The 19,501-nt window shown below is 64.2% G+C and carries 32 protein-coding genes; 2 read left to right on the top strand and 30 right to left on the bottom strand.

Annotated features, from left to right (window positions below):
* The first annotated feature begins 43 nt into the window (after positions 1 to 43).
* Together ACYVJ8_RS00160 and ACYVJ8_RS00155 are read left to right on the top strand one after the other, a co-directional pair.
* Positions 44 to 526: a DUF2127 domain-containing protein gene (locus tag ACYVJ8_RS00160; protein WP_460710963.1), complete on the top strand. Its 483-nt coding sequence runs from the start codon at positions 44 to 46 to the stop codon at positions 524 to 526.
* A gap of 259 nt (positions 527 to 785) precedes the next feature.
* Positions 786 to 2,399, top strand: a complete 1,614-nt coding sequence (locus tag ACYVJ8_RS00155) for an amidase (protein ID WP_460710961.1) — start codon at positions 786 to 788, stop codon at positions 2,397 to 2,399.
* A 27-nt stretch (positions 2,400 to 2,426) separates the two neighbouring features.
* Here ACYVJ8_RS00155 and ACYVJ8_RS00150 read toward each other — a convergent pair whose 3' ends face one another.
* The 30 genes from ACYVJ8_RS00150 to ACYVJ8_RS00005 form a co-directional block, all read right to left on the bottom strand.
* Positions 2,427 to 3,815, bottom strand: a complete 1,389-nt coding sequence (locus tag ACYVJ8_RS00150) for a class II 3-deoxy-7-phosphoheptulonate synthase (RefSeq protein ID WP_460708597.1) — start codon at positions 3,813 to 3,815, stop codon at positions 2,427 to 2,429.
* Positions 3,816 to 3,950: 135 nt separating this feature from the next.
* The gene (locus ACYVJ8_RS00145) at positions 3,951 to 4,457 is read right to left on the bottom strand and encodes a disulfide bond formation protein B (RefSeq protein WP_460708595.1); all 507 of its coding nucleotides are present in this window, start codon (positions 4,455 to 4,457) and stop codon (positions 3,951 to 3,953) included.
* A 172-nt stretch (positions 4,458 to 4,629) separates the two neighbouring features.
* Complete coding sequence (rplQ, locus tag ACYVJ8_RS00140) at positions 4,630 to 5,001, bottom strand: 50S ribosomal protein L17 (protein ID WP_056135955.1); 372 nt, start codon at positions 4,999 to 5,001, stop codon at positions 4,630 to 4,632.
* Positions 5,002 to 5,180: 179 nt separating this feature from the next.
* Positions 5,181 to 6,179 carry a DNA-directed RNA polymerase subunit alpha gene (locus ACYVJ8_RS00135; RefSeq protein WP_460708592.1) on the bottom strand — a complete coding sequence of 333 codons (999 nt, stop codon included), beginning with the start codon at positions 6,177 to 6,179 and terminating at the stop codon, positions 5,181 to 5,183.
* Between the two features lie 154 nt (positions 6,180 to 6,333).
* Entirely contained in the window at positions 6,334 to 6,963 is a 630-nt protein-coding gene (rpsD, locus tag ACYVJ8_RS00130) for a 30S ribosomal protein S4 (RefSeq protein ID WP_460708590.1), read from the bottom strand.
* Positions 6,964 to 6,977: 14 nt separating this feature from the next.
* Complete coding sequence (gene rpsK / locus ACYVJ8_RS00125; protein ID WP_187711379.1) at positions 6,978 to 7,373, bottom strand: 30S ribosomal protein S11; 396 nt, start codon at positions 7,371 to 7,373, stop codon at positions 6,978 to 6,980.
* Between the two features lie 13 nt (positions 7,374 to 7,386).
* Positions 7,387 to 7,743 carry a 30S ribosomal protein S13 gene (gene rpsM / locus ACYVJ8_RS00120; RefSeq protein WP_460708588.1) on the bottom strand — a complete coding sequence of 119 codons (357 nt, stop codon included), beginning with the start codon at positions 7,741 to 7,743 and terminating at the stop codon, positions 7,387 to 7,389.
* Between the two features lie 365 nt (positions 7,744 to 8,108).
* Positions 8,109 to 9,443: a preprotein translocase subunit SecY gene (gene secY, locus ACYVJ8_RS00115; protein ID WP_460708586.1), complete on the bottom strand. Its 1,335-nt coding sequence runs from the start codon at positions 9,441 to 9,443 to the stop codon at positions 8,109 to 8,111.
* A 127-nt stretch (positions 9,444 to 9,570) separates the two neighbouring features.
* Positions 9,571 to 10,011: a 50S ribosomal protein L15 gene (rplO, locus tag ACYVJ8_RS00110; protein ID WP_460710959.1), complete on the bottom strand. Its 441-nt coding sequence runs from the start codon at positions 10,009 to 10,011 to the stop codon at positions 9,571 to 9,573.
* A complete protein-coding gene (gene rpmD / locus ACYVJ8_RS00105) occupies positions 10,011 to 10,211 on the bottom strand; it encodes a 50S ribosomal protein L30 (RefSeq protein ID WP_460708584.1) in 201 nt (66 codons plus the stop codon). Before rpmD ends, rplO begins: the two co-directional genes overlap by 1 nt.
* Positions 10,204 to 10,752, bottom strand: coding sequence for a 30S ribosomal protein S5 (rpsE, locus tag ACYVJ8_RS00100; RefSeq protein ID WP_460708582.1), 549 nt, complete (start codon positions 10,750 to 10,752; stop codon positions 10,204 to 10,206). The genes rpmD and rpsE overlap by 8 nt, the downstream gene beginning before the upstream one ends.
* A 223-nt stretch (positions 10,753 to 10,975) precedes the next feature.
* Positions 10,976 to 11,332 (bottom strand): 50S ribosomal protein L18, encoded by a 357-nt coding sequence (gene rplR, locus ACYVJ8_RS00095; protein ID WP_460708580.1) that lies wholly within the window; start codon positions 11,330 to 11,332, stop codon positions 10,976 to 10,978.
* 29 nt (positions 11,333 to 11,361) lie between these two features.
* Positions 11,362 to 11,889, bottom strand: coding sequence for a 50S ribosomal protein L6 (rplF, locus tag ACYVJ8_RS00090; protein ID WP_460708578.1), 528 nt, complete (start codon positions 11,887 to 11,889; stop codon positions 11,362 to 11,364).
* Positions 11,890 to 11,904: 15 nt separating this feature from the next.
* Positions 11,905 to 12,300 (bottom strand): 30S ribosomal protein S8, encoded by a 396-nt coding sequence (gene rpsH / locus ACYVJ8_RS00085; protein WP_460708576.1) that lies wholly within the window; start codon positions 12,298 to 12,300, stop codon positions 11,905 to 11,907.
* A 132-nt stretch (positions 12,301 to 12,432) separates the two neighbouring features.
* Positions 12,433 to 12,738, bottom strand: a complete 306-nt coding sequence (rpsN, locus tag ACYVJ8_RS00080) for a 30S ribosomal protein S14 (RefSeq protein WP_310053768.1) — start codon at positions 12,736 to 12,738, stop codon at positions 12,433 to 12,435.
* Between the two features lie 18 nt (positions 12,739 to 12,756).
* On the bottom strand, positions 12,757 to 13,299 hold the full coding sequence (gene rplE, locus ACYVJ8_RS00075) for a 50S ribosomal protein L5 (protein WP_460708574.1): 543 nt from the start codon (positions 13,297 to 13,299) through the stop codon (positions 12,757 to 12,759).
* A gap of 1 nt (position 13,300) precedes the next feature.
* Positions 13,301 to 13,609 (bottom strand): 50S ribosomal protein L24, encoded by a 309-nt coding sequence (gene rplX / locus ACYVJ8_RS00070; RefSeq protein WP_460708572.1) that lies wholly within the window; start codon positions 13,607 to 13,609, stop codon positions 13,301 to 13,303.
* Between the two features lie 14 nt (positions 13,610 to 13,623).
* Positions 13,624 to 13,992, bottom strand: a complete 369-nt coding sequence (rplN, locus tag ACYVJ8_RS00065) for a 50S ribosomal protein L14 (RefSeq protein ID WP_056136003.1) — start codon at positions 13,990 to 13,992, stop codon at positions 13,624 to 13,626.
* A gap of 15 nt (positions 13,993 to 14,007) precedes the next feature.
* Positions 14,008 to 14,277, bottom strand: coding sequence for a 30S ribosomal protein S17 (gene rpsQ / locus ACYVJ8_RS00060; protein ID WP_056136006.1), 270 nt, complete (start codon positions 14,275 to 14,277; stop codon positions 14,008 to 14,010).
* A 12-nt stretch (positions 14,278 to 14,289) separates the two neighbouring features.
* On the bottom strand, positions 14,290 to 14,475 hold the full coding sequence (gene rpmC, locus ACYVJ8_RS00055) for a 50S ribosomal protein L29 (protein ID WP_460708569.1): 186 nt from the start codon (positions 14,473 to 14,475) through the stop codon (positions 14,290 to 14,292).
* Positions 14,475 to 14,888: a 50S ribosomal protein L16 gene (gene rplP, locus ACYVJ8_RS00050; protein WP_056136011.1), complete on the bottom strand. Its 414-nt coding sequence runs from the start codon at positions 14,886 to 14,888 to the stop codon at positions 14,475 to 14,477. The genes rpmC and rplP overlap by 1 nt, the downstream gene beginning before the upstream one ends.
* A 6-nt stretch (positions 14,889 to 14,894) precedes the next feature.
* A complete protein-coding gene (gene rpsC / locus ACYVJ8_RS00045) occupies positions 14,895 to 15,659 on the bottom strand; it encodes a 30S ribosomal protein S3 (protein ID WP_187711366.1) in 765 nt (254 codons plus the stop codon).
* Between the two features lie 14 nt (positions 15,660 to 15,673).
* Positions 15,674 to 16,009: a 50S ribosomal protein L22 gene (gene rplV / locus ACYVJ8_RS00040; protein WP_187711365.1), complete on the bottom strand. Its 336-nt coding sequence runs from the start codon at positions 16,007 to 16,009 to the stop codon at positions 15,674 to 15,676.
* A 10-nt stretch (positions 16,010 to 16,019) separates the two neighbouring features.
* The gene (gene rpsS / locus ACYVJ8_RS00035) at positions 16,020 to 16,289 is read right to left on the bottom strand and encodes a 30S ribosomal protein S19 (RefSeq protein ID WP_187711364.1); all 270 of its coding nucleotides are present in this window, start codon (positions 16,287 to 16,289) and stop codon (positions 16,020 to 16,022) included.
* Positions 16,290 to 16,295: 6 nt separating this feature from the next.
* Positions 16,296 to 17,123: a 50S ribosomal protein L2 gene (rplB, locus tag ACYVJ8_RS00030; protein WP_460708565.1), complete on the bottom strand. Its 828-nt coding sequence runs from the start codon at positions 17,121 to 17,123 to the stop codon at positions 16,296 to 16,298.
* Positions 17,124 to 17,133: 10 nt separating this feature from the next.
* The gene (gene rplW, locus ACYVJ8_RS00025) at positions 17,134 to 17,430 is read right to left on the bottom strand and encodes a 50S ribosomal protein L23 (RefSeq protein ID WP_386754269.1); all 297 of its coding nucleotides are present in this window, start codon (positions 17,428 to 17,430) and stop codon (positions 17,134 to 17,136) included.
* Positions 17,427 to 18,032: a 50S ribosomal protein L4 gene (gene rplD / locus ACYVJ8_RS00020; RefSeq protein WP_460708563.1), complete on the bottom strand. Its 606-nt coding sequence runs from the start codon at positions 18,030 to 18,032 to the stop codon at positions 17,427 to 17,429. The genes rplW and rplD overlap by 4 nt, the downstream gene beginning before the upstream one ends.
* A gap of 2 nt (positions 18,033 to 18,034) precedes the next feature.
* Complete coding sequence (rplC, locus tag ACYVJ8_RS00015) at positions 18,035 to 18,691, bottom strand: 50S ribosomal protein L3 (protein ID WP_460708561.1); 657 nt, start codon at positions 18,689 to 18,691, stop codon at positions 18,035 to 18,037.
* Between the two features lie 11 nt (positions 18,692 to 18,702).
* Entirely contained in the window at positions 18,703 to 19,014 is a 312-nt protein-coding gene (rpsJ, locus tag ACYVJ8_RS00010; RefSeq protein WP_187711359.1) for a 30S ribosomal protein S10, read from the bottom strand.
* A gap of 414 nt (positions 19,015 to 19,428) precedes the next feature.
* The coding region (locus tag ACYVJ8_RS00005; RefSeq protein ID WP_217650079.1) for an EF-Tu C-terminal domain-related protein at positions 19,429 to 19,501 on the bottom strand (73 nt) is incomplete at its 5' end.

The raw sequence follows: 19,501 nt of genomic DNA, 5'->3' as shown, positions 1-19,501 counted from the left end.
GTTGAGCGACGACGGCTTCGTGGATAACGGGCTTCGCCAGCCGATGACGGGTGCTCCGCATGAGGAGCACCACTACAACCCCGATCCGCATGCGCATCCGGGGTTGCACGTCATCGCGGTCTTCGAGGCGGTCAAGGGCTTGCTGGCGCTGCTCGCCGCCAGCGGCCTGGAAATCCTCGGCCCCGTGCCGCTGCAGCGTTGGCTGCATGAGCTGATCAACCGCTTCCAGCTCGATCCGCACCACGGTGCGATCGACTGGCTGTCGCGCATTATCAATCCCGATTCGGTGCACCTGGCGGCGGGCATCGGCCTGGCGTACGCGATCCTGCGCTTCGTCGAAGGCTGGGGCCTGTGGCAGGTGCGCACGTGGGCCTCGTGGCTGGGCTGCATCAGTGCGGCGGTCTATCTCCCGCTGGACATCTATGCGCTGATCCAGCATCCGGGCTGGCTGTCGGTGGCCGTGTTCGCGGTCAACGTGATCGTGGTCTGGGTCCTGGCGCGCGATCTCTTCAAGCGTCGCCACTGAGCCGTGCCCTCGCGGCACTCGTCGAGCGCTGCCGCGCATTCGCTAAGCACCGCTCGACGAGCCGAATAGCCCGGCCGTCGGCTTCGCCGAAACCTCATGCGTACAGCGTGACGCGGTGCACGCCTTGGCCGCTGCCCCGCCCTTGTCCCCTCCCGGTGTGAAGGCCATGCTGCGCAGGTCCGCGCCAAGCCGCGGTTAGGGGAAATGCATGTCTGTCCTGAGCCGTTTCTGCGGTGGGCGCTCCGTGCCCGCGACCCTGTTGGCCCTGGCCATCGCGACGACGCTGGGAGGATGCGATCAGCTCAAGAGCATCGCTTCCTCCGATGACGCTGCGCCCGCGTCGACGGCGGCCGGCGACTTCCCCTTTACCGAAGCCAGCATCAGCGATCTGAGCGCACGCATGGCGCGCGGCGAACTCGACAGCCAGCAACTGACGCAGGCCTATCTCGACCGCATCGCCGCCATCGACGACGCCGGCCCGAAGCTCAACGCGGTCATCGAACTCAATCCCGACGCGCTCAAGGAAGCCGCCGCACGCGACGCCGAACGCAAGGCCGGCCGCGTGCGCAGCCCGCTGCACGGCATCCCGGTACTGCTCAAGGACAACATCGATGCGACGCCGATGGTGAATTCGGCCGGTTCGCTTGCGCTCGCGCAGCATCGGCCGGCTCACGATGCATTCGTCGTCGAGCGCTTGCGCGCGGCCGGTGCCGTCATCCTCGGCAAGACCAATCTCAGCGAGTGGGCCAACTTCCGCTCCGTGCATTCCACTTCGGGCTGGAGCGGGCGTGGCGGTCTGACGCGCAATCCGTATGTGCTCGATCGCAGCGTGTGCGGATCGAGTTCGGGCACCGCGGCCGCGATCGCGGCGAATCTCGCCGCGGTAGGCGTGGGGACCGAAACCGATGGCAGCATCCTGTGCCCGTCATCCGTGTCCGGTCTGGTGGGCTTGAAGCCCACCGTGGGACTGGTAAGCCGCAACGGCATCATTCCGATTTCCAGCAGTCAGGACACCGCCGGCCCGATGGCGCGCAGCGTCGCCGACGCGGCCTACCTACTGGCGGCGATGGTCGGGCGCGACGAAGGCGACGCGGTGACCGCCAACAGCGTGGGCCGTGCGGTGTTCGACTATCCACTGCACCTCAAGGCCGACGGCTTGCACGGCGCGCGTATCGGCGTGCTGCGCAACAAGATGGGCGTGGATGCGGATGTCGATGCGGCCATGGAACGCGCCATCGCCGCGATGCGGCGTGCCGGTGCCGTCGTAGTCGATGCGCAGATTCCCACCGACGGACAATGGGAAGCCGGCGAGCTCGACGTGCTCACCTGGGAATTCAAGGCCGGCCTGGAGCACTATCTGGAAAGCCGCAATGCGCCAGTCCGCACGCTCGCGGAGCTCATGGATTTCAACAGGCGTCACGCGGGCGACGAGTTGAGCTACTTCGGCCAGGACCTGTTCGAGCAGGCCGATGCGAAGGGCCCCTTGAGCGACCCCGTGTATCTGGACACACGCAGCACCATCCGGCGGCTCGCCGGTGTGGAAGGCATCGACGCAGCGTTGCAGGCGCAACGACTGGATGCCTTGATTGCGCCGGCGACCCGCGCGGCGTGGATGGCGGACATGACCAACGGCGATCCGCAGGTGCCGTCCGGGTACGGCGCGGCCGCGGTGGCAGGCTACCCCAGCCTGACCGTGCCGATGGGCGATGCGCGCGGACTGCCCTTGGGCCTGGTCTTCATGGGCACGGCGTGGAGCGAACCGCGTCTGCTCGAACTGGGCTATTCGTTCGAACAGACGACCAAGGCGCGCAAGGCACCGCAGTTCCTGGCGACGCTTCCGATCGCCGGCACTCAGGCTACTGCAGCGAAGTAGGCGATCTGCCGGCGAGGCCGCGGCCGGTTATTCCGGCCGGGCCAGTTGCGCCTGCTTGCGCACGATCAACATCGCGATTTCCAGCGCCTGCTCGTAGTTGAGGCGCGGATCGACGGTGGAGCGGTAGGCGCGTTCCAGATCGCTCTCGGTGAGTTCGCGCGCGCCGCCCAGGCATTCGGTAACGTCTTCGCCAGTGAGCTCCAGATGCACGCCACCCAGTCGCGTGCCGGCCGCGGCGTGCAACTCGAACGCCTGCTCCAGTTCGCTGCGGATATTGCGGAAGCGGCGCGTCTTGTAGCCGTTGGTGGTGCTCTCGGTATTGCCGTGCATCGGATCGCACACCCACAGCACGCGGCGGCCGTCGCGCTTCACCGCATCCAGCAGCGCCGGCAGCTTCTCCGCGACGTGCGCGGCCCCCATGCGATGAATGAGCGTGAGGCGGCCGGGCTCGTCGTTGGGATTGAGCGCGTCGATGACGCGCAGCAACTGATCGGGCGTCGCCGACGGACCGACCTTAAGGGCGATCGGGTTGCGGATGCCGCGGAAGTATTCGATGTGCGCGCCATCGAGCTGCGCTGTGCGCATGCCGATCCATGGGTAATGCGTGCTGAGGTTGAACCAGCCCCACTGTCGCGGCACCTGGCGCGTCTGCGATTCCTCGTACGGCAGCAACAGGGCTTCGTGCGACGTGTAGAAATCGACGCGGTTGAGGTTATGCACCTCGCTGCCCGACAAGGTCTCCATGAACCGCACGGCATCGCCGACGCCGTCGACCATGCGCTGGTATTCGTCGGCCAGCGGCGAGTGGCCGACCCAGCTCAGGTTCCAATATTCGGGATGATGCAGGTCGGCGAATCCGCCATCGATCAGCGAGCGGACGAAATTCATCGTCATCGCGGAGCGCGCATGCGCCTTGACCATGCGGCGCGGATCCGGAATGCGTGCTTCCTCGGTGAAGTCCGGTCCGTTGATGATGTCGCCGCGATAGCTCGGCAAAGTGACGCCATCGCGGGTTTCGCTATCGGCCGAGCGCGGCTTCGCGTACTGACCGGCGAAACGGCCCACACGCACCACCGGCAGGCGCAGGCCGTGCACGAGCACCAGGCTCATCTGCAGCAGCACCTTCAGGCGGTTGGAAATGACTTCCGGCGTGCAAGCCTCGAACACTTCCGCGCAATCGCCGCCCTGCAGCAGGAAGCGCTTGCCTTCCTGTGCTTCGGCGATCTGCTTCTGCAGCGCGAGGATTTCCCACGACGTGACCAGCGGCGGCAGCGCATGCATTTCCTGCAGCACGCCTTCGAGCGCGACCGGATCGGGATACGTCGGCAACTGCAGCGCCGGATATCCGCGCCAGCTTGCCGGGGACCATTCGGTCGGCAGGTTGACGGCGCGGAGATTGCGATCGGAAGCGGACATGGTCTCGAACGTTGGCAGTTGCTGCGATGCAGCGAATTTCCATCATCCGCCTGAAATGCAGGCGCTGCAACGGTTACAGCGGCAACGGCTGATGCCGTGTTGGAATACCGGACGCCGCCGATAGCGCGCGTGAAATCAGCGCCTGCGGAAGGCCGCGTAACCCGCCCACACCGCGAGCACGATCAGCGACAGCAGGCTCCATGCTGGCATCGACATGCCGAGGAACGTCCAGTCGACCTTCGCGCATTCACCCGAGCCGGTCATCACCTTCTCGATGAGCTTCAACGGGCCCATGGTCTGGCGCATGAATTCGAACGGCGCGCCGCAGCTGGGCACCTGGTCCGCGGGCAGATGCGTGATCCAGACGTGACGTCCCGCGATCACGATCCCCGTGCCGGCCGCGATCAGCGCCAGCACACCGTAGACGCGACGCCATGCCGCCTTCGCGGGGCCGTGCAAAGCACCGATCAGGAACACGACGCCGAGGGAGAAGAACGCGATGCGCTGGAAGATGCACAGCGGACACGGCTCCAGCGGATTCACATCGCGGAACTGGGTGTGGAAGGCATAACCCAGCATCGCGGCACAGGCGAGGAACCCGAGCAGGAACTGGATGCGGAACGAGGCGCGGAAGGGATTCATGTCGTTACCTTAACGGCTGGCCGGATGCGTGCAAAGACAGCAATGGTCGCGGCGGGTTCCGCGCGGCCGCACGAACGGTCCGCTCGCGCGCGCCAACGGCAGTTCCTTTTCCAGAAAGCGAAAGCCCCGGCCAAGGCCAGGGCTTTCGTATGAACCGGTTGAAGCGGCGCGCTTACTGCGCGGCTTCCGGACGATCGACCAGTTCGACGTAGGCCATCGGCGCGTTGTCGCCAGCGCGGAAACCGCACTTGAGGATGCGCAGGTAGCCGCCCGGACGGGTCGCGTAACGCGGGCCGAGGGTGGTGAACAGCGTGCCCACAGCTTCCTTGTCGCGCAGGCGCGAGAAGGCGAGACGACGGTTGGCGACGCCATCCTTCTTGGCCAGGGTGATGAGCGGCTCGGCGACGCGACGCAGCTCCTTGGCCTTCGGCAGGGTGGTGCGGATGAGGCCGTGCTTGATCAGCGAGGCGGCCATGTTGCTGAACATCGCTTCGCGATGGGCGGTGGTGCGGCTGAGGGCACGACCGGATTTCTGGTGGCGCATGATTTTGATTCCTGATGAATGTTGGAACTATTGGATTTCGCTGTCGCCATCGTGGCGTTGGAACTTGGACTGCGGATGGTCCGAACCGATCTTTTCCCTGATCGGCGTGTCGCGAACCTTCAGGTCCGTCGACGGGTGTTGCACGATCCCCGTCCGAGGACGGGGATCGCTTGTTGCTCTTAGCCCATCATCCCGTGGGAAGCGATACCGGCCGGCGGCCAGTTCTCGAGCTTCATGCCGAGCGAAAGACCACGCTGCGCGAGGACTTCCTTGATCTCGGTGAGCGACTTCTTGCCGAGGTTCGGCGTCTTGAGCAGCTCGACTTCGGTCTTCTGGATCAGATCGCCGACGTAGTAGATGCTCTCGGCCTTGAGGCAGTTGGCCGAACGCACGGTCAGTTCGAGGTCGTCGATCGGACGCAGCAGAATCGGATCCACGCCGCCGGTCTGCGGCTTGGCAGCGCCGCGATCGCGGTGGGTGAAGTCGCCGAACACCGACAGCTGATCGCTGAGGATGTCGGCGGCGGTGCGCACGGCTTCCTCGGCGTCGATCGTGCCGTTGGTTTCGATGTCCAGGACCAGCTTGTCGAGGTCGGTGCGCTGCTCGACACGCGCGGCTTCCACGGCGTAAGCGACGCGGCGGACCGGCGAGAACGAGGCGTCCAGCATCAGACGGCCGATCGCGCGGGTTTCCTCGTCCGGACGACGACGGGCAGCCGCCGGCTGGTAGCCGAAACCGCGCTCGATCTTCAGACGCATGTTCAGCGCAGTGTCCTTGGTCAGGTGCGCGATCACGTGTTCCGGGTTGAGGATTTCGACGTTGTGGTCGGTCTTGATGTCGGCCGCAGTGACGATGCCCGGACCCTGCTTGCTCAGCGACAGCATGGAGCTGTCACCGGTGTGCATGCGGATGGCGACGTCCTTGAGGTTCAGCAGGACTTCCAGCACGTCCTCTTCGAGGCCTTCGACGGTGGTGTACTCGTGCAGCACGCCGTCGATGTCGACTTCGGTGATAGCGAAGCCGGGGATCGAGGACAGCAGCACGCGGCGCAGCGCGTTGCCGAGAGTGTGGCCGTAGCCGCGCTCGAGCGGCTCGATCACGACCCTGGCGCGATGGCCGGAGATGCGTTCGATCTGGGGACCACGGGGGCGCAGAACCTGATTGGCGGTAACCGTCATGTTGTTGCTTTCTCCTGCAATGCCGTCGTTTCGTTAGGGGGATACGATGGCTTTTAGGCTTTTGGAGCTCCCTCCAGTTGGAGGGAGAGGCCGGTGCGCGGCGCGCACCAGCCTGGCTTTTGGCGGTGGCGACCCTTGCGGGTCGCGCCCGTCCTTACTTCGAGTACAACTCGACGATCAGCGCTTCGTTGATGTCGCTCGGCAGGTCGGAACGATCCGGCACAGCCTTGAACACACCAGCGAACTTCTTGGCATCCACTTCAACCCACGACGGCGAGAGTTCCATCTGAGCGGAGACGCCCAGGGATTCCTGCACGCGCAGCTGCTTCTGGGCGCGTTCCGACAGGGCGATCGCGTCGCCGGCCTTGACCTGGAACGACGGCAGGTTGACCGACTTGCCGTTGACCGTGACGCCGCGGTGCGAAACCAGCTGGCGAGCGGCCGGACGGGTCACGGCGAAGCCCATGCGGTAGATGACGTTGTCAAGACGGGTCTCGAGGAGCTGCAGCAGGTTCTCACCCGTGTTGCCCTTCTTGTTCGAGGCCTTCTTGTAGTAGTTACGGAACTGACGCTCCAGCAAGCCGTAGATGCGCTTGACCTTCTGCTTCTCGCGCAGCTGCGTGGCGTAGTCCGACAGCTTGCCCTTGCGGGCGGTCGGGCCATGCTGGCCGGGCTTTTGTTCGAGCTTGCACTTCGAGTCGAGAGCGCGGACGGGCGACTTCAGCGAGAGGTCGGCGCCTTCACGACGGGAGAGCTTGCACTTGGGACCAATATAACGAGCCATGTGTCTTCAGCTCCTCAGACGCGACGCTTTTTGGGCGGACGGCAGCCGTTGTGCGGAATCGGCGTGACGTCGATGATGTTGGCGATCTTGTAGCCGACGTTGTTCAGCGAACGAACGGCGGACTCGCGACCCGGACCCGGACCCTTGATACGCACTTCAAGCGTCTTCAGGCCGTAGTCGAGGGCAGCACGGCCGGCCTTTTCGGCGGCGACCTGCGCGGCGAACGGGGTCGACTTGCGCGAACCGCGGAAACCCGCGCCGCCCGAAGTCGCCCACGACAGCGCGTTGCCCTGGCGGTCGGTGATCGTGATGATGGTGTTGTTGAAAGAAGCGTGGACGTGGGCGATGCCGTCGGTGACGACACGCTTGATCTTCTTCTTGGTCTTGGCAGCAGCAGCCGGCTTGGCCATGGTCTTCTACCCCTTACTTCTTGATGGCCTTGCGCGGACCCTTGCGGGTACGTGCATTGGTACGGGTGCGCTGACCACGCAGCGGCAGGCCGCGGCGGTGACGCAGGCCGCGATAGCTGCCCAGGTCCATCAGACGCTTGATCGAGATGCCGATCTCGCGGCGCAGGTCGCCTTCGACCACAAACTTCGCGATCTCGGCGCGCAGGCGCTCAACTTCCGGTTCCGACAGGTCACGGATCTTGGTGGTCTTGGTGACGCCAGCGGCGTCGCAGACCTGCTTGGAACGGGTACGGCCGATGCCGTAGATACTTTGCAGCCCGACCCAGACGTGCTTCTGGGCAGGCAGGTTGACGCCAGCAATACGCGCCATGACGCGATTCTCCAACTGGTTTGGCAGCCGAGCTATGAACTCGGCGGAGTGAACAAGAGATTTTAACAGGGTCTCGGGTTACTTGGAAGTACCGGGACCGAAGTCCCAATACCCGGCATGGGGAGTGTGCCCATGCTCCGGCGACAGTCCCGGACTGGCCGAACCGGTAAGCGCCTCCTTACGGAGGACCTACCTGCCCGGCCCCGCGCACTACTCTGGTGCGCGAAAGGCCCGGAACCACCCGTGCGCGAGACGCCGCCCGGGTCGCCCATCTGAATCCCGGTGCCTATCCGGGATTCGTTGCGGCCGGGAAGATTCCCGAACCGCCAATCAGTCCCGACCAGGTCGGAACCGCGTTGTTTCTATCAGCGGCCGAGGCCGCCACGCGAACCCTTAAGGTTCGCCTTCTTCAGCAGGCTTTCGTACTGATGCGACATCAGGTGCGCCTGGATCTGCGCAATGAAGTCCATCACCACCACCACCACGATCAGCAGCGAGGTGCCGCCGAAGTAGAACGAGGTACCCAGCTGCGTGCGCATGATCTCCGGCAGCAAGCAGACCAGCACCAGGTAGATCGCACCGGCCGCGGTCAGGCGGGTTAGCACGCCGTCGACGTAGTCGGCGGTGGCCTTGCCCGGACGGATGCCCGGGATCAGCGCGCCCGACTTCTTCAGATTGTCGGCGGTTTCCTGCGAATTGAACACCAGCGCGGTATAGAAGAACGCGAAACCGATGATCAGCGATGCATACAGAATCATATGCAGCGGCTGGCCCGAGTTGAGCATCTGCGCCAGCTTCTGCAACCACGTGGCCGAGCTGCCTTGGCTGAACCAGGCAGCCGCGGTCGCCGGGAACATCACGATGCTCGAAGCGAAGATCGGCGGGATCACGCCCGACATGTTGAGCTTGAGCGGCAGGAACGAGGACTGGTTCATGTACGCGCTGCGGCCGCCTTGGCGCCGCGCGTAGTTCACCGTGATCCGGCGTTGGCCGCGTTCGACGAACACCACCAGGTAGGTGAAGCCCAACACCAGGGCCGCCACCACGAGCGCCGCGATGGCATTCATGTCGCCGTTGCGGATCTGCTCGAACATGCCGATCACCGCAGCCGGCAGGCCGGCGACGATGCCCGAAAAGATGATCAGCGAGACGCCGTTGCCGATGCCGCGCTCGGTGACCTGCTCGCCCAGCCACATCAGGAAGATGGTGCCGGCGGTCAGCGCGATCACCGCGGTCAGGATGAAGCCGGGACCGGGGTTGTAGACCACCGGAATGCCCTGGGCCGCGCCGCCGCTCTGCAGCGCCGTCGCAATGCCCCAGGCCTGGAATACGGCCAGCGGGATCGCGCCCATGCGCGACCACTGGTTGATCTTGCGACGACCCGACTCGCCTTCCTTCTGGATGGCCTTCAGGCTCGGCACGATCTGGGTCAGCAGCTGCACGATGATCGATGCCGAGATGTACGGCATGACGTTCAGTGCGAACAGGCTGAAGCGGTGCAGCGCGCCACCCGAGAACATGTTGAACATGTCGACGATGGTGCCCTGCTGGGTCTGCATCAGCTCCAACATCTTGTCGGGGTTCACGCCCGGCACCGGGATGTAGCAGCCGATGCGGTAGACGACCAGGGCGCCGACGACGAACAGCAGGCGCTGGCGCAGCTCGGTGAACTTACCGAGTCCGCCGCCGAGACCGGCCATTGCGTTGCTGCTTTTCGCCATCTTGATGCCTGCTCCGATTCTGGTCAGTGCTTTTGCGAATTTCAGATGCGCTACGCATCCACTAACATTCGCCGCCCGCCGTTACCGGCGGGCGGCGCTTTACAACTTAGGCGATGGAGCCGCCAGCCGCTTCGATCGCGGCCTTGGCGCCGGCCGTGGCCAGCAGACCCTTCAGCGCGAACTTCTTGGTCAGCTCGCCCTTCTTCACGATCTTGGCCTGCTTGGCGTTCGGCGGCACGAGCTTGGCGGCCTTGAGGGCGGCCAGGTCGATGTCACCGGCGTCGAGCTTATCCAGCGCGTACAGCAGGACTTCAGCGGTGTCCTTCTTGATCAGCGAACGGAAGCCGATCTTCGGCAGACGACGCTGCATCGGCATCTGACCGCCTTCGAAGCCCGCCTTGATCTTGCCCTTACCGGAGCGAGCGAACGAACCCTTGTGACCGCGACCCGCGGTCTTGCCCAGGCCGGAACCGATACCGCGACCGACGCGCTTGCGTTCGGTACGGGCGCCGTCGGCAGGCTGCAGAGTGTTGAGACGCATGTTGATTACTCCTCGACGCGAACGAGGTAGTGGAGCTGATTGATCAGGCCGCGCACAGACGGGCTGTCCTTCAGTTCACGCACATCGTTGAGCTTGTTCAGGCCCAGCGCCTTCACCGAAAGACGGTGACGGGCCTGGGTGCCACGAAGACCCTTGACCAGACGGACCTTGACGGTGCCGGCGGCTGCCGCTTCCTTCTTAGCCATGGTTCAGGTCCTCCACCTTCTTGCCGCGCTTGGCCGCGATCTTGGCCGGCGAATGCATCTCGCCCAGGCCCTTCATCGTGGCGCGGACCAGGTTGATCGGGTTGCGCGAACCGGTGGCCTTGGCCAGCACGTTCTTCACGCCCACCGCTTCGAGCACGGCGCGCATCGCACCGCCGGCGATCACGCCGGTACCTTCCGAAGCCGGCTGCATGAACACGCGAGCCGCGCCGTGGCCGGACTTGACCGAATGCCACAGGGTGCCGTTGTTCAGATCGACGTTCACGAAGCTCTTGCGGGCGTATTCCATCGACTTCTGGATGGCGACCGGCACTTCGCGCGCCTTGCCGTAGCCGAAGCCGACCTTGCCGTTGCCGTCGCCCACCACCGTCAGCGCGGTGAAGGTGAACTGGCGACCGCCCTTGACGGTCTTGCTGACGCGATTGACGGCGATCAGCTTCTCGATCATGCCGTCATCCATTTCCTCGCGCTGGCGATCGCGATCACGGTCGCGGCCGCGCGGTGCACGCTGTTCTTCTGCCATTTCGATTACTCGGTAGTTAAGGGATTTGCGGCGTGGCCGCTTATCGTTGTGGGCTGCTGCGGATGTTTCGCGGAACCGGCAATCCGGCAACGCGCCCGGTGTAATCCACACCGGCAGGTTGGCACTGCGTGGAGGCGAACCTCCCAGCTTTCAAGCGAAGGGCGGACCAAAGTCCGCCTCGCCTTCTGTGCGATTTGCGGCGGAAAAGTTCCGCCGCAATGAATCAGAACTGCAGGCCGCCTTCGCGCGCAGCGTCAGCCAGAGCCTTGATGCGGCCGTGGTAACGGTAGCCCGAACGGTCAAACGCGACCTTCTCGACACCCGCGGCCTTGGCCTTCTCGGCGATGGCGCGACCGACCTTGGCGGCGGCTTCGACGTTCTTGCCGCTGCTCAGGCCAGCCTTGACGTCGGCCTGGGTGGTCGAGGCCGCAGCCAGGACCTTGGAGCCGTCGGCGGTGAAGACCTGGGCGTACAGGTGCTGGCCCGTGCGCAGCACGGTCAGGCGCGGCACGCCGAGTTCGCGGATGTGCGCGCGGGTCGACTTGGCGCGGCGCAGGCGGGCGGTGTTCTTGATGCTCATGATCTGGTTCCTCGAAGCCGAAAGCCCGGTTAGGCCTTCTTCGCTTCCTTACGGATGATGACTTCGCCGGCGTACTTCACGCCCTTGCCCTTGTACGGCTCCGGCGGACGGAAGCCGCGGATCTTGGCGGCGACTTCGCCCACGCGCTGCTTGTCGGCGCCCGAGACGACCACTTCGGTCTGGGTCGGGGTGGCGATGGTGATGCCTTCCGGGGCCGTGAACAGCACCGGGTGCGAATAACCCAGCGACAGGTTCAGGTCCTTGCCCTGCATCGCGGCGCGGTAACCGACGCCCACCAGTTCGAGCTTGCGCTCGAAGCCTTCGGAGACGCCCTTCACCATGTTGGCGAGGATCGCGCGCAGGGTGCCGGTCAGAGCGACCTGCTCGGCGTTCTCGGTCGAGAATACGGCGTTGCCGCCGTCGACCTTCAGTTCGATGCCGGCCGGCTTGACCACGTTCAGGGTGCCCTTCGGGCCCTTGGCGGTGATGGTGTCGTTGGCGACGTTGACGTCGACGCCCTTCGGCAGGGCGATCGGCTTCTTGGCTACACGAGACATATTAGCGAGCTCCTGTTAGGCCACGAAGCACAGGACTTCACCGCCGACGCCCTGCTGGCGCGCCTGCGCATCGGTCATGATGCCCTTGGAGGTGGAGATGATGGCGACGCCCAGGCCACCGAGGACCTTCGGCAGCGCGTCCTTGCCACGGTACTGGCGCAGACCGGAACGCGAGTAGCGCTCGAGGCGCTCGATCACCGGCTTGCCTTCGAAATACTTCAGCACGACTTCGAGCTCGGCCTTGGCGCCGTTCTGGGTCACGCGGAAATCAGCGATGTAGCCCTCGTCCTTCAGGACGCCGGCGATCGCGGTCTTGATCTTGGACGACGGCATCTTCACCGTCTGCTTCCGAACAGCCGCCGCATTCTTGATGCGGACCAGCATGTCGGCGATGGGATCAGTCATGCTCATGAAAAGTCACCTATGAGTGCACCGATATCCGCAGGATTGCGAATACTTAGTTGTAACGCCCAGCCGGGCTGGATAGCCGGGCCGGGCGCTTGGAGCAGCCGGCAAGTCTAGCAGACTCGCCGGCCTTGTTGCTTACCAGGACGCCTTACGCAGACCCGGAACGTCGCCGTTCATGGTCGCCTTGCGCAGCATGTTGCGGCCCAGGCCGAACTTGCGGTAGACGCCGCGCGAGCGGCCCGACAGTTCGCAACGGTTGCGCTGACGGCTCTCGGAGGAGTCGCGCGGCAGCTTCTGCAGCTTGGTCGCGGCTTCGATCTTCTCTTCGTACGACGCGGTCAGGCTGGAGATGATCTTCTTCAGCGCTTCGCGCTTCGCGCCGTGCTGCTTGTTCAACTTCTTCCGCTTGATTTCGCGGTTGATCATTGAGGTCTTGGCCATGATCTATGTCTCTCGAAATCAGTTACGGAACGGGAAGCGGAACGCTTCGAGCAGCGCCTTGGCTTCGGCGTCGGTCTTGGCGGTGGTCGTGATGGCGATATCCATGCCGCGGATCGCGTCGACGGCGTCGAAGTCGATTTCCGGGAAGATGATCTGTTCCTTCAGGCCCATGTTGTAGTTGCCGCGGCCGTCGAACGAACGGCCCGACACGCCGCGGAAGTCGCGGACGCGCGGCAGCGAAACGTTGATCAGGCGATCGAGGAACTCGAACATGTGCGCGCGGCGCAGCGTGACCTTGCAGCCGATCGGCCAGCCGTCACGGATCTTGAACGAAGCCACCGACACGCGGCTCTTCGTCACGATCGGCTTCTGACCGGCGATCTTGGTCAGGTCGGCGACGGCGTTTTCCAGGATCTTCTTGTTCGTGGCGGCTTCGCCCACGCCCATGTTGATCGTGATCTTGGTCAGACGCGGCACTTCCATCGGGTTCGTGTAACCGAACTTCTTGGTCAGGGCCGGGACGACTTCGTCCTTGTAGAACTTTTCGAGACGGGTGCTCATGTCAGATAGCCTCGCCGCTGGAGCGGAACACACGCAATTTGCGTCCATCCTCCAGCACCTTGAAAGCAACGCGTTCGCCCTTGCCGGTGGCCGGGTTGAACAGCATCACGTTGGAAATATGGATCGGCGCCTCACGCTCGATCACGCCACCGGGCTGGCCGGCCTGCGGGTTCGGCTTGGTGTGGCGCTTGATGACGTTGACGTTGGACACGACGACCTTGTCGCCGGCCACGCGGATCACGTCGCCCTTCTTGCCCTTGTCCTTGCCGGCGGTGACGACAACCTGGTCGCCCTTGCGGATACGGTTCATCTCAATTCCTCCGCTCAGAGCACTTCAGGTGCCAGCGAGACGATCTTCATGAACTTCTCGGTACGCAGCTCGCGGGTCACTGGCCCGAAGATGCGGGTACCGATCGGTTCCTGCTTGTTGTTCAGGAGCACGGCGGCGTTGCCGTCGAAGCGGATCAGCGAACCGTCCGGACGACGCACGCCCTTGCGGGTGCGCACGACGACGGCGTCGTAGACGTCGCCCTTCTTGACCTTGCCGCGCGGGATCGCGTCCTTCACGGTGACCTTGATGATGTCGCCGATGCCGGCGTAGCGGCGCTTGGAGCCGCCCAGCACCTTAATGCACATCACTTCCTTGGCACCGGAGTTGTCAGCCACGTCGAGGTAGCTCTGCATCTGGATCATGAGTCAGCCCTCCTCTTATTCGGCCGCACGAGTGACGATCGTCACCACGCGCCAGTTCTTGGTCTTGGACATCGGCGCACATTCGGCCACGCGGACGATATCGCCCTCGTTGCACGAATTGTCGGCGTCGTGAGCGTGCAGCTTGGTCGAGCGGCGGATGTACTTGCCGTACAGCGCGTGCTTGACCTGACGCTCGACGAGAACCGTCACCGTCTTGTCCATCTTGTTGCTAACGACCCGGCCTTCTACCGTGCGCAGCGCCTTCTCTGTTTTGTTGTCGGTCATGACTGCGGGTCCTTACTTCTTCTGCCCGAGCAGCGTGTTGACGCGAGCAATCTCGCGGCGCACGCGGCGGGCTTCGTGGGTCTTGGCGAGCTGGCCGGTAGCCTTCTGCATGCGGAGCGCGAACGTCTCCTTGTGCAGGTCGGCCAGGTGGGCCTTCAGCTCGTCGGCCGACTTCGCGCGGAGTTCTTTCAGTTCCATTAGCGCACCGTACGGGTCACGAAAGTGGTGGTGACCGAGAGCTTGGCCGCGGCCAGACGGAACGCTTCGCGCGCCGTGGCTTCGTCCACACCTTCGATCTCGTAGATCATGCGGCCGGGCTGGATCTGGGCGACCCAATACTCGACGTTGCCCTTACCGGAGCCCATTCGGACTTCGATCGGCTTCTTGGTGATCGGCTTGTCGGGGAACACGCGGATCCACATCTTGCCGCCACGCTTGACGTAACGGCTGATGGAACGACGTGCAGCCTCGATCTGGCGCGCGGTCAGCTGACCGGTCGCCGTCGACTTCAGGCCGTACTCGCCGAAGCTGACAGCGTTTGCGCTCCAGCTCAGGCCGTCGTTGCGGCCCTTGTGCATCTTGCGATACTTGGTTCGCTTGGGTTGCAACATGGTCAATTACCTCGCTTCGCGGGCCGGACGGCCACGGCCGGGACGGTCGTTGCGATCCTTGCGGTCGCCACGGTCCGGACGGTCACCACGCTCAGCGCGCGGGGCCGCGGAATCGTCCTGCTTTTCCTGGCCAACCTGGGAGAAATCGAAGATTTCGCCCTTGTAGACCCATACCTTGATGCCGATGATGCCGTAGGTCGTCTTGGCTTCAGCGAAGCCGTAGTCGATGTCGGCACGCAGCGTGTGCAGCGGCACGCGACCTTCGCGGTACCACTCCGAACGCGCGATTTCGGCGCCGTTGAGACGGCCGGCGACGTTCACCTTGATGCCCAGCGCGCCCAGGCGCATCGCGTTGCCGACCGCACGCTTCATCGCGCGGCGGAACATGATGCGGCGCTCCAGCTGCTGCGCGATCGACTCGGCGACCAGCTGTGCGTCCAGTTCGGGCTTGCGGACTTCGGTGACGTTGATGTGCGCCGGAACGCCCATCACGTCGCTGACTTCCTTACGCAGCTTCTCGATGTCCTCACCACGCTTGCCGATCACCACGCCCGGACGGGCGGTGTGGATCGTGACGCGGGCGTTGTTGGCCGGACGCTCGATCAGGATCTTGGAGATGCCAGCTTGCGCAAGCTTCTTGCGCAGCATCTCGCGGACCTTGAGGTCAGCCGCCAGGAAACCGGCGTACTGCTTCTTGCCGGCGAACCACTTGGAGGTCCAGTCCTTGGAGATGCCAAGGCGGATGCCGGTCGGATGTACTTTGTGACCCATATCTGTGCTCCGCCTTACTTGCCCGCGCCCACAACCACAGTGATGTGGCTGGTGCGCTTGAGGATACGGGTACCGCGGCCCTTGGCCCGCGCCATGAAACGCTTCAGGGCCGGACCTTCGTCGACCATGATCGTCTTGACACGCAGCTCGTCGACGTCGGCACCCTGGTTGTTTTCGGCGTTGGCGATCGCGGATTCCACGACCTTGCGGATCAGCGCCGCAGCCTTCTTGTCCGAGAACTTCAGCAGGTTGACGGCGCGTTCGGCCGACAGGCCACGCACCTGGTCGGCGACCAGGCGGGCCTTCTGCGGGGAGATGCGCGCAGTGCGCAGGATGGCTTTCGCTTCCATGGTCATCTCCTTACTTACCCGACTTCTTGTCGCCGCCATGACCCTTGAACGTACGGGTCAGGGCGAACTCGCCGAGCTTGTGGCCAACCATCTGCTCGTTGACCAGCACCGGAATGTGGTTCTTGCCGTTGTGCACGGCAATGGTGAAACCCACGAACTCCGGGAGGACCGTCGAACGACGCGACCAGGTCTTGATCGGCTTCTTGTTGTTACCCGCGGTCTCCACCTTCTTCATCAGATGGTGGTCGACGAACGGGCCCTTCTTCAGTGAACGTGCCATGGCCGATTAGCTCCTACGATCGCGCACGATGAACTGCGAGGTGCGCTTGTTCTTGCGGGTCTTGTAACCCTTGGTCGGAACACCCCACGGGGTGACCGGATGCGGATTACCCTGGCCGGCCTTGGCTTCACCACCACCGTGCGGATGGTCGACCGGGTTCATGGCCGCACCGCGGACGGTCGGCTTGATACCGCGCCAGCGCTTGGCGCCGGCCTTGCCGAGCTTCTCGAGGTTGTGTTCGTCGTTGCCGACTTCACCGATGGTGGCGGCGCAATCGACCGGCACCTTGCGCATTTCGCCGGAGCGAAGACGCAGCGTGGCGTAACCCTGTTCGCGAGCGACCAGGTAGACGCTGGCGCCGGCCGCGCGGGCCAGCTGGGCGCCCTTGCCCGGCTTCATCTCGACGCAGCACACCGTCGTACCGACCGGGATGTTGCTCAGCGGCAGCGTGTTGCCGACGCGGATCGGGGCTTCGCGGCCCGAGATCACCTGGTCGCCATCCTTCAGGCCCTTGGGCGCGATGATGTAGCGACGCTCGCCGTCGACATAGCACAGCAGCGCGATGTGCGCGGTGCGGTTGGGGTCGTACTCGATGCGCTCGACGCGGGCGGGGATGCCGACCTTGTCGCGCTTGAAGTCGATGATGCGGTAGTGCTGCTTGTGACCACCACCGATGTGACGGGTGGTGATGCGGCCGTGGTGGTTACGGCCACCGGTCTTGCCCTGCTTCTCAACGAGCGCCGCGTGCGGCGCGCCCTTGTGCAGGCCCGGCGTCACCACGCGGACCGCGCTACGGCGACCGGCGGAGGTGGGCTTGAAAGTCATCAATGCCATGAATCTGTCCTCAGGCCGTGGCCATCACGTCGATCGACTGGCCTTCGGCCAGCGTCACGTACGCCTTGCGCCAATCGCCGCGACGGCCCATGCGGAACTTGAAGGCCTTGTTCTTGCCCTTCACGTTCACGACGTTGACCGCCTCGACCTTGACGGCGAACAGCTTTTCCACGGCGACCTTGATGTCGGCCTTGGTTGCGTCGTTCGCGACTTCAAAGACGTACTGGTTCGAAACTTCCTGCAGGCGCGCGGTCTTTTCGGACACGCGCGGCGCACGGATGATGCTGTAGAGCTTGGCGTCGTTCATGCCAGCCACTCCTCGATCTTCTTGACCGCGTCGGCGGTGACCACGACCGAGTCGGCGCCAACGAGGGCAACCGGATCCAGGCCCTGGACGTCACGCACTTCGACGTACGGCAGGTTGCGCGCCGAGAGGTACAGGTTCTCGGTGGCGTCTTCGGTAACGATCAGCGGACGCTTGCCGACTTCCAGGCCCTTGAGCTTGGCAATCAGGTCCTTGGTCTTCGGCGCTTCGATGTCGAACGACTCGACGACCATGATGCGGCCCTGACGGTTCAGTTCCGACAGGATCGCGGCGATCGCGGCGCGGTACATCTTGCGGTTGACCTTCTGCGCGAAGCTGCGCGGCTTGGCCGCGAAGGTCACGCCGCCGCCAACGAAGATCGGAGCGGTCAGAGCGCCGTGACGAGCACCGCCGCCCTTCTGCTTCTTCGACTTCTTGGTCGTGCCGTTGACTTCGGCGCGGGTCTTCTGCGCCTTGGTGCCGGCGCGACCGGCGTTGCGATAGGCAACGACCACCTGGTGAACCAGGTCTTCGCTGAATTCGCGGCCGAAGATCGCGTCGGAGACCGACAGCGTCTTGCTGCTATTGGTAATGGTGAGTTCCATCATCAGACTCCCTTGCTCGACGGACGCACGATCACGTCGCCGCCCGGAGCACCCGGAACCGCGCCCTTGATCGCGATCAGGCCGCGCTCGGCGTCGACCTTGACCACTTCCAGGCCTTGCGTCGTCTGCTGCACGTCACCCATGTGGCCGGACATCTTCTTGCCCGGGAACACGCGACCCGGCGTCTGGCGCTGGCCGATGGAGCCCGGCGAGCGATGCGACAGCGAGTTACCGTGGGTGGCGTCACCCATGGTGAAGTTCCAGCGCTTGATGGTGCCCTGGAAGCCCTTGCCCTTCGTGACGCCCTGGACGTCGACGATCTGGCCGGCTTCGAAAATGTCAGCCTTGATCTCGCCGCCGATTTCGAAGCCACCGATCTGGTCGGCTTCGACGCGCAGCTCCCACAGGCCGCGACCGGCTTCGACCTTGGCCTTGGCCAGGTGGCCGGCTTCGGGCTTGGTCAGCAGCGAGGCGCGCTTCACGCCAGCGGTCACCTGCACGGCGCTGTAGCCGTCGGATTCGACCGTCTTGATCTGGGTGATGCGGTTCGGGGTGGCTTCGATCAGGGTCACCGGGACCGACTTGCCGTCGGCGGTGAAGAAACGGCTCATGCCGGCCTTGCGGCCGACGATGCCCAACGAATACTTCTTCGCGGTCATAGTGGCAGGCCTCAGGTCAGCTTGATCTGCACGTCGACGCCAGCCGCGAGTTCGAGCTTCATCAGCGCGTCCACGGTCTTGTCGTTGGGGTCGACGATGTCGAGCACGCGCTTGTGCGTGCGGGTCTCGTACTGGTCACGCGCGTCCTTGTCGACGTGCGGGGACACCAGGACGGTGTAACGCTCGATCTTCGTGGGCAGCGGGATCGGGCCCTTGACCTGGGCACCGGTACGCTTGGCCGTCTCGACGATCTCGCTGGCCGAGCGATCGATCAGACGATGATCGTACGCCTTCAGCCGAATCCGGATCTTTTGGTCCGCCATGGCGGAAACTCCTTCGTTAAAGAGCGACAGGCCCGGCAACTGGGTGTGCCGGACCCCTGGACTTTTTTGGTGCTTCAAACTCCCCGGGACCGCACCAAACCCCGGAAATCTTTCAAAAACAAAGGCAGACCGGTTGCCCGATCCGCCCAGACTGGAAGTCATGAACGCGCAAACGGCCCCGTCATAAATGTCCCGAACTATTTTTCGGAACGGACGGAGCGCTGCCGCGCGACATTTCCCTGTCTGGCGAAAACGAAGCGCTTCCTGCACCTCATTTCGCTGGTTCGTGGCCGTTCGATAAGTCGAATGGCCGCGAGGGTCTTGCATTCTAGAGGGTATCGCCTGGCTATTGCAAGCCTGGCTTGGCCCTAGAGCAGACCCGGGTGCGCCTTGGGGCGCACCCGGGTCAATTCGTCACTTCAGGATCTTCGACACCACGCCGGCGCCGACGGTACGGCCGCCTTCGCGGATCGCGAAGCGCAGGCCT

This window comes from Lysobacter terrae (assembly GCF_054782215.1).
Note: the sequence above shows the minus strand (reverse complement) of the source record. Positions and strands in the feature narration are given on the sequence as shown.